This is a genomic window from Streptomyces sp. NPDC055254, assembly GCF_053606025.1.
Genome location: NZ_JBSGQV010000001.1, coordinates 108794 through 121175, shown reverse-complemented (window position 1 = coordinate 121175; position 12382 = coordinate 108794). Strand labels below are relative to the sequence as shown.

At 72.9% G+C, this 12382-nt stretch carries 10 protein-coding genes; 7 read left to right on the top strand and 3 right to left on the bottom strand.

The features are described from left to right. Positions 1–32 precede the first annotated feature (32 nt). On the top strand, positions 33–902 hold the full coding sequence (mutM, locus tag ACWFQ8_RS00525) for a bifunctional DNA-formamidopyrimidine glycosylase/DNA-(apurinic or apyrimidinic site) lyase (RefSeq protein WP_453783991.1): 870 nt from the start codon (positions 33–35) through the stop codon (positions 900–902). On the opposite strand, the gene ACWFQ8_RS00520 is transcribed toward mutM, so the two are convergent. Beyond that, positions 875–1249, bottom strand: a complete 375-nt coding sequence (locus tag ACWFQ8_RS00520; RefSeq protein WP_453783990.1) for a winged helix-turn-helix transcriptional regulator — start codon at positions 1247–1249, stop codon at positions 875–877. The genes mutM and ACWFQ8_RS00520 overlap by 28 nt on opposite strands. 122 nt (positions 1250–1371) lie before the next feature. On the opposite strand from ACWFQ8_RS00520, the gene ACWFQ8_RS00515 reads away from it, so the two are divergent. Then, positions 1372–1992 (top strand): flavodoxin family protein, encoded by a 621-nt coding sequence (locus ACWFQ8_RS00515; RefSeq protein ID WP_453783989.1) that lies wholly within the window; start codon positions 1372–1374, stop codon positions 1990–1992. Positions 1993–2018: 26 nt separating this feature from the next. On the opposite strand, the gene ACWFQ8_RS00510 is transcribed toward ACWFQ8_RS00515, so the two are convergent. Continuing rightward, positions 2019–2921: a CAP domain-containing protein gene (locus ACWFQ8_RS00510; RefSeq protein WP_453783988.1), complete on the bottom strand. Its 903-nt coding sequence runs from the start codon at positions 2919–2921 to the stop codon at positions 2019–2021. 136 nt (positions 2922–3057) lie between these two features. On the opposite strand from ACWFQ8_RS00510, the gene ACWFQ8_RS00505 reads away from it, so the two are divergent. The 4 genes from ACWFQ8_RS00505 to ACWFQ8_RS00490 all read left to right on the top strand — a co-directional run bounded on the left by ACWFQ8_RS00505 (position 3058) and on the right by ACWFQ8_RS00490 (position 9851). Continuing rightward, a complete protein-coding gene (locus ACWFQ8_RS00505; RefSeq protein ID WP_266636384.1) occupies positions 3058–3339 on the top strand; it encodes an acylphosphatase in 282 nt (93 codons plus the stop codon). Positions 3340–3687: 348 nt separating this feature from the next. Then, positions 3688–3906: a hypothetical protein gene (locus tag ACWFQ8_RS00500; RefSeq protein ID WP_030032603.1), complete on the top strand. Its 219-nt coding sequence runs from the start codon at positions 3688–3690 to the stop codon at positions 3904–3906. A 151-nt stretch (positions 3907–4057) separates the two neighbouring features. Further along, a complete protein-coding gene (locus tag ACWFQ8_RS00495) occupies positions 4058–8218 on the top strand; it encodes an AAA family ATPase (RefSeq protein WP_453783987.1) in 4161 nt (1386 codons plus the stop codon). A gap of 202 nt (positions 8219–8420) precedes the next feature. Further along, positions 8421–9851, top strand: a complete 1431-nt coding sequence (locus ACWFQ8_RS00490; protein ID WP_453783986.1) for a sugar porter family MFS transporter — start codon at positions 8421–8423, stop codon at positions 9849–9851. Positions 9852–9893: 42 nt separating this feature from the next. Here ACWFQ8_RS00490 and ACWFQ8_RS00485 read toward each other — a convergent pair whose 3' ends face one another. Next, positions 9894–10880, bottom strand: a complete 987-nt coding sequence (locus tag ACWFQ8_RS00485; protein ID WP_453783985.1) for an LLM class flavin-dependent oxidoreductase — start codon at positions 10878–10880, stop codon at positions 9894–9896. A gap of 236 nt (positions 10881–11116) precedes the next feature. Between ACWFQ8_RS00485 and ftsY the strand changes: the two genes are divergently transcribed. Continuing rightward, on the top strand, positions 11117–12340 hold the full coding sequence (gene ftsY, locus ACWFQ8_RS00480) for a signal recognition particle-docking protein FtsY (RefSeq protein WP_453783984.1): 1224 nt from the start codon (positions 11117–11119) through the stop codon (positions 12338–12340). Positions 12341–12382: the final 42 nt, after the last annotated feature.

The following is a 12382-nucleotide window of genomic DNA, read 5'->3' as shown; positions in this document are numbered from 1 at the left end:
GCCCCCCCCCGCTGCCACTCCGGAGGACCACCGTGCCCGAGCTGCCCGAGGTCGAAGTCGTGCGGCGGGGTCTGGAACGCTGGGTGGCCGGTCGCACCGTGGAGTCCGTCGAGGTCCTGCACCCGCGCGCGGTACGCCGCCACCCCGGAGGCGGGGCCGATTTCGCGGCGCGGCTCACCGGGCGGACCATCGAGGTGCCGCGGCGCCGCGGCAAGTACCTGTGGCTGCCGCTGGAGGGCCACGACCTGTCCGTGCTCGGACACCTCGGGATGAGCGGGCAGCTGCTGGTGCAGCCGCAGGACGCCCCCGACGAGAAGCACCTGCGGATCCGGGTCCGGTTCGAGGACGGGCAGGGCACCGAGCTGCGCTTCGTGGACCAGCGGACCTTCGGCGGGCTCTCGTTGCACGAGACCGCCGCCGACAGCGCCGACGGGCTGCCCGACGTCATCGCGCACATCGCCCGGGACCCCCTGGACCCGCGGTTCGACGAGGGCGCCTACCACCTGGCGCTGCGCGCCCGGCGGACCACCGTCAAGCGGGCCCTGCTGGACCAGTCCCTGATCAGCGGGGTCGGCAACATCTACGCCGACGAGGCGCTGTGGCGGGCCAAGCTGCACTACGAGCGCCCCGCCGGCACCCTCACGCGCCCCCGGAGCGCCGAACTCCTCGGCCATGTCCGGGACGTCATGAACGCCGCCCTCGACGTCGGGGGTACCAGCTTCGACAGCCTCTACGTCAACGTGAACGGCGAGTCGGGGTACTTCGACCGCTCGCTCGACGCCTACGGCCGCGAGGACGAGCCCTGTCGCCGCTGCGGGACGCCGATGCGCCGCCGGCCGTGGATGAACAGGTCGAGCTACTTCTGCCCGCGCTGTCAGCGCCCGCCGCGTATCTCGTCGTAGGACTGCCGGGCCGTCAGCACCTCGGGCATGCTCCCCTCCAGGAAGTGGATGAGGGAAAGCAGCCGGTCCGCGACCTCGACGCCGAGCGGGGTCAGTTCGTAGTCGACGCGCGGCGGGTTCGTCGGCTGCGCCTCGCGGTGGACGATCCCGTCGCGCTCCAGCGCGTGCAGCGTCTGGGACAGCATCTTCTCGCTCACGCCCTCGACGCGCCGGCGCAGCTCGTTGAACCGGGTGGGGCCTTCGCGGAGCGCGCCCACGGTCAGGCTGCCCCAACGGCCGGTGACGTGTTCCAGAGTCTCCCGGGAGGGGCACACACGCGCGAACACGTCGAACGGAAGTGTCTCCATGGAATGAGCGTACCCGACGCAGCGCTAACCGACAGGTTGCGCTTTCAAAAAGTTAGTGCTTCTCTTTTCCTCGTCGCCCCGCACTTCGAGGGGTGCCGCAACGTCCCGAGGGAGAAGCCGCCATGTCCGCATCCACGTACGCCCCCGTCGTCTCGATCGCCTACCACTCCGGGTACGGGCACACCGCCGTCGTGGCCGAGGCCGTCCGCAGCGGCGCCGCCGAAGCCGGGGCGACCGTCCACCTGATCAAGGTCGACGAGATCGACGACGCCCAGTGGGAACTCCTCGACGCGTCCGACGCGATCGTCTTCGGATCCCCGACCTACATGGGCACCGCCTCGGGTGCCTTCCACGTCTTCGCGGAGGCCACGTCCAAGCGCTGGTTCGGCGACATCTGGCAGGACAAGCTGGCCGCCGGCTTCACGAACTCCGGTTCCAAGAGCGGCGACAAGCTGCACACCCTGCAGTTCTTCCAGACCCTGGCCGCGCAGCACGGCATGAGCTGGGTCAACCTGGGGCTGAAGCCGGGCTGGAACTCCAGCACCGGCAGCGAGAACGACCTCAACCGCCTCGGGTTCTTCTCCGGCGCCGCCGCCCAGACCAACTCCGACGAGGGTCCGGAGGCAGTGCACCCGGCCGACGTCGCGACCGCCGAGCACCTCGGCCGCCGCGTCACCGAGCAGGCCCGCACCGTCCTCGCGGGGCGCGCGGCCCTGGCCACCGAGGCCCTCATCCCGGTCTGAGCCGAGCCGCCCCGCGGGAGCCGCCGCTAGAAGCCGAAGTTCTGCGTCCACCAGGGGCCGCCGGCGGCGAAGTGCGCGCCGACGCCCAGGGTGCGGAACTCGCAGTTGAGGATGTTCGCCTTGTGGCCCGGGCTGTTCATCCAGGCCTTCATCACGGCGTCCGCGTCGCCCTGGCCGCGGGCTATGTTCTCGCCGCCGAGACCGGAAAGGCCCGCCTTCTCGGCACGGTCCCACGGGGTGTTGCCGTCGGGGTCCGTGTGACCGAAGAAGCCGCGGGCGGCCATGTCCTTGCTGAACGCTCCGGCCAGTGCGGCGAGCGGCGGGTTGGCCCGGACCGGACCGCAGCCGGCCTGGGCGCGCTCCTGGTTCACCAGGGCGACCACGGCGGCCTCCTCGGCGGAGTGCCCGTCACCGGCCGGCGGGGCCGGGGGAGTGGACGGCGCCGGCTTGACCGGAGCCGGGGCGGGCTTCGACGGAGCCTTGGTGGGCTTCGACGGAGCCTTGGTGGAGGGGGCCGGCGCCGCGGACGGGGTCGCGCTCGGCGAGGCCGGTGCCGACGGGGACGGGGGCGCGGAAGCGGACGGGGACGGACTCGCGGAGGTCGACGGCGAGGCGGACGCCGAGGCGGCGGCGGACGGCGATCCGGTCTCGGCGCCGGTCGCGCCGCGGCCGGACAGGCTGGCGAGGCCGCCCTGCTGTTCGGAGGCACCCGCGGGGGCACGCGAGGGCTCGGCCCCGGCCCGCGTGCGCTCCTCGTCCGAGCCGCTGACGCCCACATAGGGGAAGGACCCGCCGACCGGGACCATGCCCGTGGTGACGGCCGCCGCACCGAGGGCCACGGCCACGGAAGCGCCGAGCAGACCGGTGCGCACGACGGTGCCGCGCGTGCCGCCGCGGCGCGGAGCGGCGTGGAGTCGGTGGCGTCCCATCGGCGTCGGGCCTTCCTTGCGAGATCGAGATCGTGGTGACTCGCCCGAACGGGTGAGCTCATTGGTGCGCGACTGTACGCCATGGGGCCAGGGGGGCGATGTGCCCCGAAAGTGTTTGCCCGGTTAGCGTTCACGCATGAATGAAGATGTCCGCCTGACCGCCTGGGTGCGCGGCCGTGTACAGGGAGTGGGCTTCCGATGGTTCACCAGGGCGAATGCTTTGGAGATCGGCGGGGTCGTCGGCTTCGCACTCAACCTGGACGACGGGCGGGTGCAGGTGGTGGCCGAAGGTCAACGTGAGAATTGCCACCGGCTGCTGGACTGGCTGCGGTCCGCCGACACGCCCGGGCGGGTGGACGGGGTGACAGAGATCTGGGGCACACCGCGCGGTGGCTACGACGGGTTCGCGATCCGCTGACCGAACGACTGATCATGTACTGATCACACCTCGGGGGTGTCCGTACCGGCCCGGAACTGCGCGTTCTTCCGTGACGCGTTGCCGAGGGAGGTGATCCGTGGAAAGCTCGGAAGTGAGGATGATCTCCAGGTCCCTTGCGGGGACCGGGCCGCCCGTCGATACGGGGCGTGATCGTGTTGACCGTCAAACTTTTTGGTGAGACGCTGGAAGCCCCGCGCACCTGAGCTGTTTGGCAGTGTTGGCAGTAGTAAGCGCAGTGACTGTCAGTCGCTGCCGGACATCCGCGGGTGCCATTCCCTCACGACCCCACCGCTTCGGTCGGTCACTCAGTGTGGAGGACCATCCATCATGGCAAAGGCGCTTCTCGGTTACGTCGGCGGTTCCGACCCGCGACTCCTCGCCGAGATGCGACGGCTTCAGCAGCGCGTCCAGGACCTTGAGTCCGAGCTCGTACGGATTCAGTCCGAAAATGACGCGCTGAACGCGGCCGCCGCTCAGCACGACGGAGACTCGCTGCTGGACAGCATCGACATCGACGTACCCCAGGCGGAGCCTGCGCTCACCTGATTCGCACCACTCGTCGCTCGATTCCAGCCTCGCATGATCTGCAAGGGACGCTCCGGCGTCCCTTCTTTCTTTGCCGGGGTCTTTGCCCGAGGTGAGCCGTGCCCTCCATCTTCATGGGTGAAACCGCCCGTAAAAGGTAGAGTCCGGCGGCGTGCACCTCAAGTCCCTGACCCTGCGTGGCTTCAAGTCCTTTGCTTCCGCCACCACCCTGCGCTTCGAACCCGGCATCACCTGCGTGGTCGGCCCGAACGGGTCGGGCAAGTCCAATGTGGTGGACGCGCTGTCCTGGGTCATGGGTGAGCAGGGCGCCAAATCACTGCGCGGCGGGAAGATGGAGGACGTCATCTTCGCCGGGACCACCGGGCGCCCGCCGCTCGGCCGCGCCGAGGTGTCGCTGACGATCGACAACTCCGACGGCGCGCTGCCCATCGACTACGCCGAAGTCACCATCACCCGGATCATGTTCCGCGGCGGCAGCAGCGAGTACCAGATCAACGGGGACACCTGCCGCCTCCTCGACATCCAGGAACTGCTCTCCGACTCCGGCATCGGCCGCGAGATGCACGTCATCGTCGGCCAGGGCCAGCTGGACTCCGTACTGCACGCCGATCCCATGGGGCGCCGCGCCTTCATCGAGGAGGCCGCCGGCGTACTGAAGCACCGCAAGCGCAAGGAGAAGGCGCTGCGGAAGCTGGACGCGATGCAGGCCAACCTCGCGCGCGTGCAGGACCTGGGCGACGAGCTGCGGCGGCAGCTCAAGCCGCTCGGCCGGCAGGCGGCGGTGGCCCGGCGCGCGGCCGTGATCCAGGCGGACCTGCGCGACGCGCGGTTGCGGCTGCTCGCCGACGACCTGGTCGCGCTGCGGCGCGCGCTCGACGCGGAAGTCGCCGACGAGGCCGCGCTCAAGGACCGCAAGGAGGCCGCCGAGGCCCAGCTCGCGGACGCCCTGCGGCGCGAGGCGGAGCTGGAAGAGGCGGTACGGGAACTCGCGCCGAGGCTCCGCGGCGCGCAGCAGACCTGGTACGAGCTGTCGCAGCTCGCGGAACGGGTGCGCGGTACGGAGTCCCTGGCGCGGGCGCGCGTGAGGAGCGCGACCGCTCCGGTGGAGGAGGAGCGGCGCGGCCGGGACCCCGAGGACATGGAGAAGGAGGCCGCCCGGATCCGCGAGCAGGAGGCGGAGCTGGCCGCCGCCCTGGAGGCGGCCTCGCACGCCCTGGAGGACACGGCCGGGCACCGGGCCGAGCTGGAGCGCGGGTTGGCCGAGGAGGAGCGCCGGCTGCGGGACGCGGCGCGGGCCGTCGCCGACCGGCGCGAGGCGCTGGCGCGGCTGACGGGACGGCTCGGCGCGGCCCGCTCCCGCGCGGGGGCGGCGCAGGCGGAGATCGACCGGCTGGTCGCGGCGCGGGACGAGGCCGAGTCCCGGGCGGTGGCGGCGCGGGAGGAGTACGAGGAACTGGCGGCGGAGGTCGGACCGCTGGACGCCGACGCGGCGGTCGCGGCGCGGTACGAGGCGGCGCGGGTCGCCCTCGCGGAGGCCGAGGCCGGGCTGGGCACCGCCCGGGACGCGGTCACGGCCGCGGAGCGGTCGCGGGCGGCGGTGTCGGCACGCCGGGACGCGCTGGCGCTCGGGCTGCGCCGCAAGGACGGTACGGGGGCGCTGCTCGCGGCGCGGGAGCGGCTGGCCGGGCTGCTGGGACCGGCGGCCGAGCGGCTCTCGGTGACCCCGGGGTACGAGGTCGCGATCGCCGCCGCGCTGGGCACGGCGGCGGACGCGGTGGCCGTGGCCTCGCCCGGATCGGCGGCCGGGGCGATCCGCCATCTGCGCGCGTCGGACGCCGGCCGCGCCACGCTCCTGATCACCCCGCCCGCCCCGGTGGTCCCGGAGCAGTCCGTGGCCCCGGGCTCCGCCCCGGGATCGGCCCCGGGCTCCGCGCCGGGCGTTGCCCCGGGCTCCGCGCCGGGCGTTGTCCCGGGCTCCGCGCCGGGCGTTGCCCCGGACTCCGCGCCGGGCTTCGGCCTGGGCTCCGCTCCGGACTCCGCGCCGGGCGTTGCGGCGGGCGTTGCCCCGGGCGGTGCGGCGGGCTCCGCGCCGGGCTTCGGCCTGGGCTCCGTGCCGGGATCGGCCCCAGGCGTCGCCGCGGAGGCCGTGCCGGGCGGGGCGGGGAGCGCCGCGGGCTCCGTGCCGGGATCGGCCCCGGGCTCCGCGCCGACCAGCGCCCCGGGCTTCGGCCCTGACTCCGCCCCCGCGGCCCCGGGCGGTGCCGGGGGGGCCGTGCCGGGCGGGGCGGGGAGCGCCGCGCCCGAGGCCGCGCCCGGCGCCGTGGCCGTCGGGGCGGGCGGCGCCGCGGTCGGTGGACTTCTGGGGGTGGGGCCGGAGCCCGCCGGGGCGGCGCAGGCGGGCGTCCCCCGTCCGGCCGTACCTCGGTACCCGGATTCCCGGGGCCCGAGCGCCGGCACCGAGGGCGGAGCCGTCCTCGCCGGGGCGGGTTCCGGGAGCGGGCCGACCGACCGCCCGGCCGGCGCCGCCGCCCTGGTGCACGGGGACCCCGCGCTGCTGCGGGCCGTAGGCCGGGTCCTGCGGGACCACGTGGTGGTGGCGACCCTCGACGAGGCCGAGGCGCTGATCGCGGAGCGGCCCGAGCTGGTGGCCGTCACCCTCGATGGGGACGTGCTGGGCGCGCACCTCGCGCACGGCGGCTCCGCCGGCGCGCCCAGCCTGATCGAGGTGCAGGCCGCCGTCGACGAGGCGGAGGCCGAGCTGGCCCGGTTGGACGGGCGCTGCCGGGAGCTCGGCGAGGCCCAGGCGGCGGCGCAGGCACGCCGAGAGGAAGCGGCCGTCCTGGTCGAGGAGCTGGGGGAGCGGCGCCGGGCCGGCGAGCGAGCCCGGGCCGGCGCCGCGCAGCAGCTCGGACGCCTCGCCGGGCAGGCGAAGGGCGCGGCGGGCGAGGCCGAGCGCAGCGCGGCCGCCGCGGCCACGGCGCAGACCGCCCTGGAGCAGGCCCTGGCCGAGGTGGAGGAGTGCGCGGAGCGGCTGGCGACCGCCGAGGAGATGCCCGTCGAGGAGGAGCCGGACACCTCGCGGCGGGACCGGCTCGCCGCCGACGGGGCCAATGCGCGGCAGACCGAGATGGAGGCACGTCTCCAGCTCAGGACGCACGAGGAGCGGGTCAAGGCACTGGCCGGCCGGGCCGATGCGCTGGATCGCGGGGCCCGCGCGGAACGCGAGGCCCGTGCCCGCGCCGAGCGGCGCCGGGCCCGGCTGCGGCAGGAGGCGGAGGTGGCCGGCGCGGTGGCGGACGGCGCACGCCAGCTGCTCGCGCACGTGGAGGTCTCGCTGCGCCGCGCCGACGAGGAGCGCGCGGGCGCCGAGTACGCCAAGGGCCTGCGCGAACGGGAGCTGGGGGAGGCCCGCAACCGGGGCCGGGACCTCAAGGGCGAGCTCGACAAGCTCACCGACTCGGTGCACCGGGGCGAGGTGCTCGGCGCCGAGAAGCGGCTGCGCATCGAGCAGGTGGAGGGCAGGGCGCTGGAGGAGTTCGGGATGGAGCCCGTCGGCCTGGTGGCCGAGTACGGGCCCGACCAGCCGGTGCCGCCGTCTCCGCCGGCCGAGGGCGAGGAGCTCCCGCAGGACCCGGAGCACCCGCGCAACCGGCCCGGCCCCTTCGTCCGCGCTCAGCAGGAGAAGCGGCTCAAGGCGGCCGAACGCGCCTACCAGCAGCTCGGCAAGGTCAATCCGCTGGCCCTGGAGGAGTTCGCGGCGCTGGAGGAACGCCACCAGTTCCTCAGCGAGCAGGTGGAGGACCTGCGCAAGACCCGGGCCGATCTCCTTCAAGTGGTGAAGGAGGTCGACGCCCGCGTGGAGCAGGTGTTCACCGAGGCGTACCGGGACACGGCCCGGGAGTTCGAGGGCGTGTTCTCCCGGCTGTTCCCCGGCGGAGAGGGCCGTCTCGTCCTCACGGACCCCGGCAACATGCTGGCCACCGGGGTCGACGTGGAGGCCCGTCCGCCGGGCAAGAAGGTCAAACGGCTGTCGTTGCTCTCCGGCGGCGAGCGCTCGCTGACGGCCGTGGCCCTGCTGGTCTCCATCTTCAAGGCGCGGCCGAGTCCGTTCTACGTGATGGACGAGGTCGAGGCCGCGCTCGACGACACCAACCTGCAGCGGCTGATCCGGATCATGGAGGAGCTCCAGGAGAGCTCGCAGCTGATCGTGATCACGCACCAGAAGCGGACGATGGAGGTCGCGGACGCCCTCTACGGCGTATCGATGCAGGGCGACGGGGTCTCGAAGGTCATCAGCCAGCGGCTCCGCTGACAGCGGCGGCCCGTTCATCGACTGCATATTCAAGAAGTGAACTCAGTGTGCCCCCTCCTCGCCCGATGTGAAGTAGATGGCAGCTCTTGACTTCATAAAATGAACGCATAGGCTCGGCTCCGCTGTCTCCCGCCCTCGGGTGGTGCCCGATCTTGACCTGTGCGCCACTGTATGGACGGACGAAACCCCCACGGAGCACATCTTGACCAGCACAGAGCAGGCCTCGTCGCCGGGCGGCGGATCCAGGTCGCAGCCCGACCACCTCGGCCACGTCATCTTCATCACCGCGGCCGCGGCCATGGGCGGCTTCCTCTTCGGCTACGACAGCTCCGTGATCAACGGCGCCGTCGAAGCGATCCGCGACCGGTTCGACGTCGGCTCCGAGGTCCTGGCCCAGGTGATCGCCGCCGCCCTGATCGGCTGCGCGTTCGGCGCCGCCACCGCGGGCCGCATCGCCGACCGGATCGGCCGTATCCGCTGCATGCAGATCGCCGCCGTCCTCTTCACCGCGAGCGCCATCGGCTCGGCCCTCCCGTTCGCCCTCTGGGACCTCGCCATGTGGCGCGTGATCGGCGGCTTCGGCATCGGCATGGCCTCCGTCATCGGCCCCGCCTACATCGCCGAGGTGTCCCCGCCCGCCTACCGAGGCCGGCTCGCCTCCTTCCAGCAGGCCGCCATCGTCATCGGCATCGCCGTCTCGCAGCTCGTCAACTGGGGCATCCTCAACCTCGCCGACGGCGACCAGCGCGGCGAGATCGCGGGCCTGGAGGCCTGGCAGTGGATGCTCGGCGTCATGGTCGTGCCGGCCGTGCTCTACGGGCTGATGTCCTTCGTCATCCCGGAGTCCCCGCGCTTCCTGATCTCCGTCGGCCGCACGGAGCAGGCACGGCAGGTGCTGCGCGAGGTCGAGGGCTCGAAGATCGACCTGGACGCCCGCGTCTCCGAGATCGACCTGGCGATGCGTTCCGAGCACAAGTCCACCTTCAAGGACCTGCTCGGCGGTCGCTTCGGGCTGCTGCCCATCGTCTGGATCGGCATCGGCCTCTCCGTCTTCCAGCAGCTCGTCGGCATCAACGTGATCTTCTACTACAGCTCCTCGCTGTGGCAGTCGGTCGGTATCGACCCGACCAGCTCGTTCCTGTACTCGTTCACCACGTCGATCATCAACATCATCGGTACGGTCATCGCGATGATCTTCGTGGACCGGATCGGCCGCAGGCCGCTCGCGCTCATCGGCTCGGCCGGCATGGCCGTCTCGCTCGGCGTCTGCGCGTGGGCGTTCTCCTTCAAGACCGGCACCGGCGACAACATCACCATGCCCGACGCCCAGGGCACGGTCGCACTGGTCGCCGCGCACGCCTTCGTGCTCTTCTTCGCCCTGTCCTGGGGCGTGGTGGTCTGGGTGCTGCTCGGCGAGATGTTCCCGAACCGCATCCGGGCCGCGGCGCTCGGCGTCGCCGCCGCGGCCCAGTGGGTCGCCAACTGGGTCATCACCGTCACGTTCCCGACGCTCTCGGACTGGAACCTGTCCGGTGCGTACGTGATCTACACAGCCTTCGCCCTGCTCTCGATCCCGTTCATCCTCAAGTGGGTGCCGGAGACCAAGGGCAAGGCGCTGGAGGAGATGGGGTAACCATCCCCCGCCACCACCCCGTCTCCTCGATACTGCCCCGGCTCAGTCCTTGAGCCGGGGCAGTACCTGTTCGCACAGGAGGTGCAGGCTGCGCCAGCCCTCGTCCAGCGGCATGCCGCCGCACAGCGGGTGCAGGACGAGGTTGCCCGCCTCGCCGGCGCCCCGCGCGTACGCGACCGCCTCGTCGGGGGTGAGGACGCGGTACACGCCCTCCGCGCGCAGCTCCGCCACCGATCGCGCGCCCGACCGTACGGCGCTGCGGATGTCCTTGGACTGCCAGGACGCGTACATGCCCGCCTCGTGCAGGAAGTGCTCGCCGTGCTCGGCCCAGACCTGGTCCGGATCCTCCGCGATGTGCAGCAGCGGGGTCTCGGCCGCGGGCATCATGCAGAAACCCTCCGTGCCGAACTCCGCGAGCCGGGCGCGGTAGTACGCCTCCAGATCCGGCAGGTGCGCGCTCGGGAAGAACGGCAGCCCGAGCCGCGCCGCGCGCCGGGCCGCCGCCTCGGAGCTGCCGCCGACGAGCAGCAGCGGGTGGGGGCGGGTGAACGGCGTCGGGGTGACCCGTACCGTCCGGCCGCGGAACTCGAAGGGCTCGCCCGTCCAGGCCTTCAGCAGGGTCTCCAGCAGCTCGTCCTGCAGGCTGCCGCGCCGGCTCCACGCCACCCCGTGCTGCTCGTACTCCTCGGGCCGGTAGCCGATGCCGGCGACCGTCACGAGCCGGCCGCCGCTGAGCAGGTCGAGGACGGCGATGTCCTCCGCGACCCTCAGCGGGTCGTACAGCGGGCCGATGATCGCCGAGACGGTGACGGCGATCCGGCGGGTGGCGCCGAACACCGCGGCGGCGAAGGCGAAGGGGGAGGGCAGCCAGTTGTTGGCGGTGCCGTGGTGCTCCTCGGTCTGGACGGTGTCGATCCCCCGGTCGTCCGCGTAGCGCGCCATCTCCAGGGCCGTGCGGTACCGGGCGGAGAGGGACGCGGGGGTGCCGTTCGGGTCGACGAGATTGAACCGGGCCACGGTGACGGGCATGGAGGAGTCCCCCTTCGCCGGATGCGGGTGGGCGGGCGAAGGGGGACGTTAGCTGACGTGGCGTCAGTTGGACAGGGTCCCGGCGGGTACCGCCCGGAGAAGGGCCACGGCCGGCAGTACGCCCCACCGCGCCACCCCGATGAGCGGAGGCTCAATGCCCCGTACGAGCCTGCGGCGGGCCCGTCGCCCGCGGGGCACCGGCCCGGCCGCACGCGGTGGCTGATACTGGAGGGGTTATGGACATCCTTATCCTTGCCGTAGTCATCGCCCTGGTCGCGGTCGGCGCGATCAGCGGGCTCGTGATCGGCAGCCGCAAGAAGAAGCAGCTGCCGCCCCCGGCTCCGTCGAGCACGCCGACCATCACTGCCCCGCCCGCCGAACCCCAGGTGGGGGAGGACGCCGCACCGACGGCGCAAGAGCCGCGCCGCACCATCGAGGAGGTCGGCCTCCCCGACGCCGGGGCCGCCCTCGAATCCCCGACCGCCGTCGAGGACCCGGTCGTCGAGGCTCCGCCCGCGCCCGGGATCGAGGTGCCCGAGCCCACCGCCGGCCGCCTGGTCCGGCTGCGCTCCCGCCTCGCCCGGTCGCAGACCTCGCTCGGCAAGGGGCTGCTCACGCTCCTCTCCCGCGAGCACCTCGACGAGGACACCTGGGAGGAGATCGAGGAGACCCTCCTCATCGCCGACGTGGGTGTCGTACCGACCCAGGAACTGGTCGACCGGCTCCGCGAGCGGGTCAAGGTGCTCGGCACCCGTACCCCCGCGGACCTGCGCACCCTGCTCAAGGAGGAACTGCTGACCCTGCTCGGCACCGACTTCGACCGCGCCGTGAAGACCGAGAGCGGCGTCGACACCCCGGCCGTCGTGATGGTCGTCGGCGTCAACGGCACCGGCAAGACCACCACCACCGGCAAGCTCGCCCGGGTGCTCGTCGCCGACGGCCGCAGCGTGGTGCTCGGCGCGGCGGACACCTTCCGCGCCGCCGCCGCCGACCAGCTCCAGACCTGGGGCGAACGCGTCGGCGCGCGCACCGTGCGCGGTCCCGAGGGCGGCGACCCGGCGTCCATCGCCTACGACGCCGTCAAGGAGGGCATCGCCGAGGGCGCCGACGTGGTGCTCATCGACACCGCGGGCCGCCTGCACACCAAGACCGGCTTGATGGACGAGCTCGGCAAGGTCAAGCGCGTCGTGGAGAAGCACGGCCCGCTGGACGAGATCCTGCTGGTCCTGGACGCCACCACCGGGCAGAACGGCCTGACCCAGGCCCGTGTCTTCGCCGAGGTCGTGGACATCACCGGCATCGTGCTGACCAAGCTCGACGGCACCGCCAAGGGCGGCATCGTCGTCGCCGTCCAGCGCGAGCTGGGCGTCCCGGTCAAGCTCATCGGTCTCGGCGAGGGCCCGGACGACCTGGCGCCCTTCGAGCCGGAGGCGTTCGTGGACGCCCTGATCGGCGACTGAGCACCCCTCGGCGCACCTACGCCGGTGCCCCCGCGTTCCGTC

What these genes read in the sequence shown, in the direction of transcription:
- ACWFQ8_RS00520 (WP_453783990.1), bottom strand. Translation starts at nt 1,249, where the DNA reads ATGGAGACACTTCCGTTCGACGTGTTCGCGCGTGTGTGCCCCTCCCGG.
- ACWFQ8_RS00515 (WP_453783989.1), top strand. Translation starts at nt 1,372, where the DNA reads ATGTCCGCATCCACGTACGCCCCCGTCGTCTCGATCGCCTACCACTCC.
- ACWFQ8_RS00510 (WP_453783988.1), bottom strand. Translation starts at nt 2,921, where the DNA reads ATGGGACGCCACCGACTCCACGCCGCTCCGCGCCGCGGCGGCACGCGC.
- ACWFQ8_RS00505 (WP_266636384.1), top strand. Translation starts at nt 3,058, where the DNA reads ATGAATGAAGATGTCCGCCTGACCGCCTGGGTGCGCGGCCGTGTACAG.
- ACWFQ8_RS00500 (WP_030032603.1), top strand. Translation starts at nt 3,688, where the DNA reads ATGGCAAAGGCGCTTCTCGGTTACGTCGGCGGTTCCGACCCGCGACTC.
- ACWFQ8_RS00485 (WP_453783985.1), bottom strand. Translation starts at nt 10,880, where the DNA reads ATGCCCGTCACCGTGGCCCGGTTCAATCTCGTCGACCCGAACGGCACC.
- ftsY (WP_453783984.1), top strand. Translation starts at nt 11,117, where the DNA reads ATGGACATCCTTATCCTTGCCGTAGTCATCGCCCTGGTCGCGGTCGGC.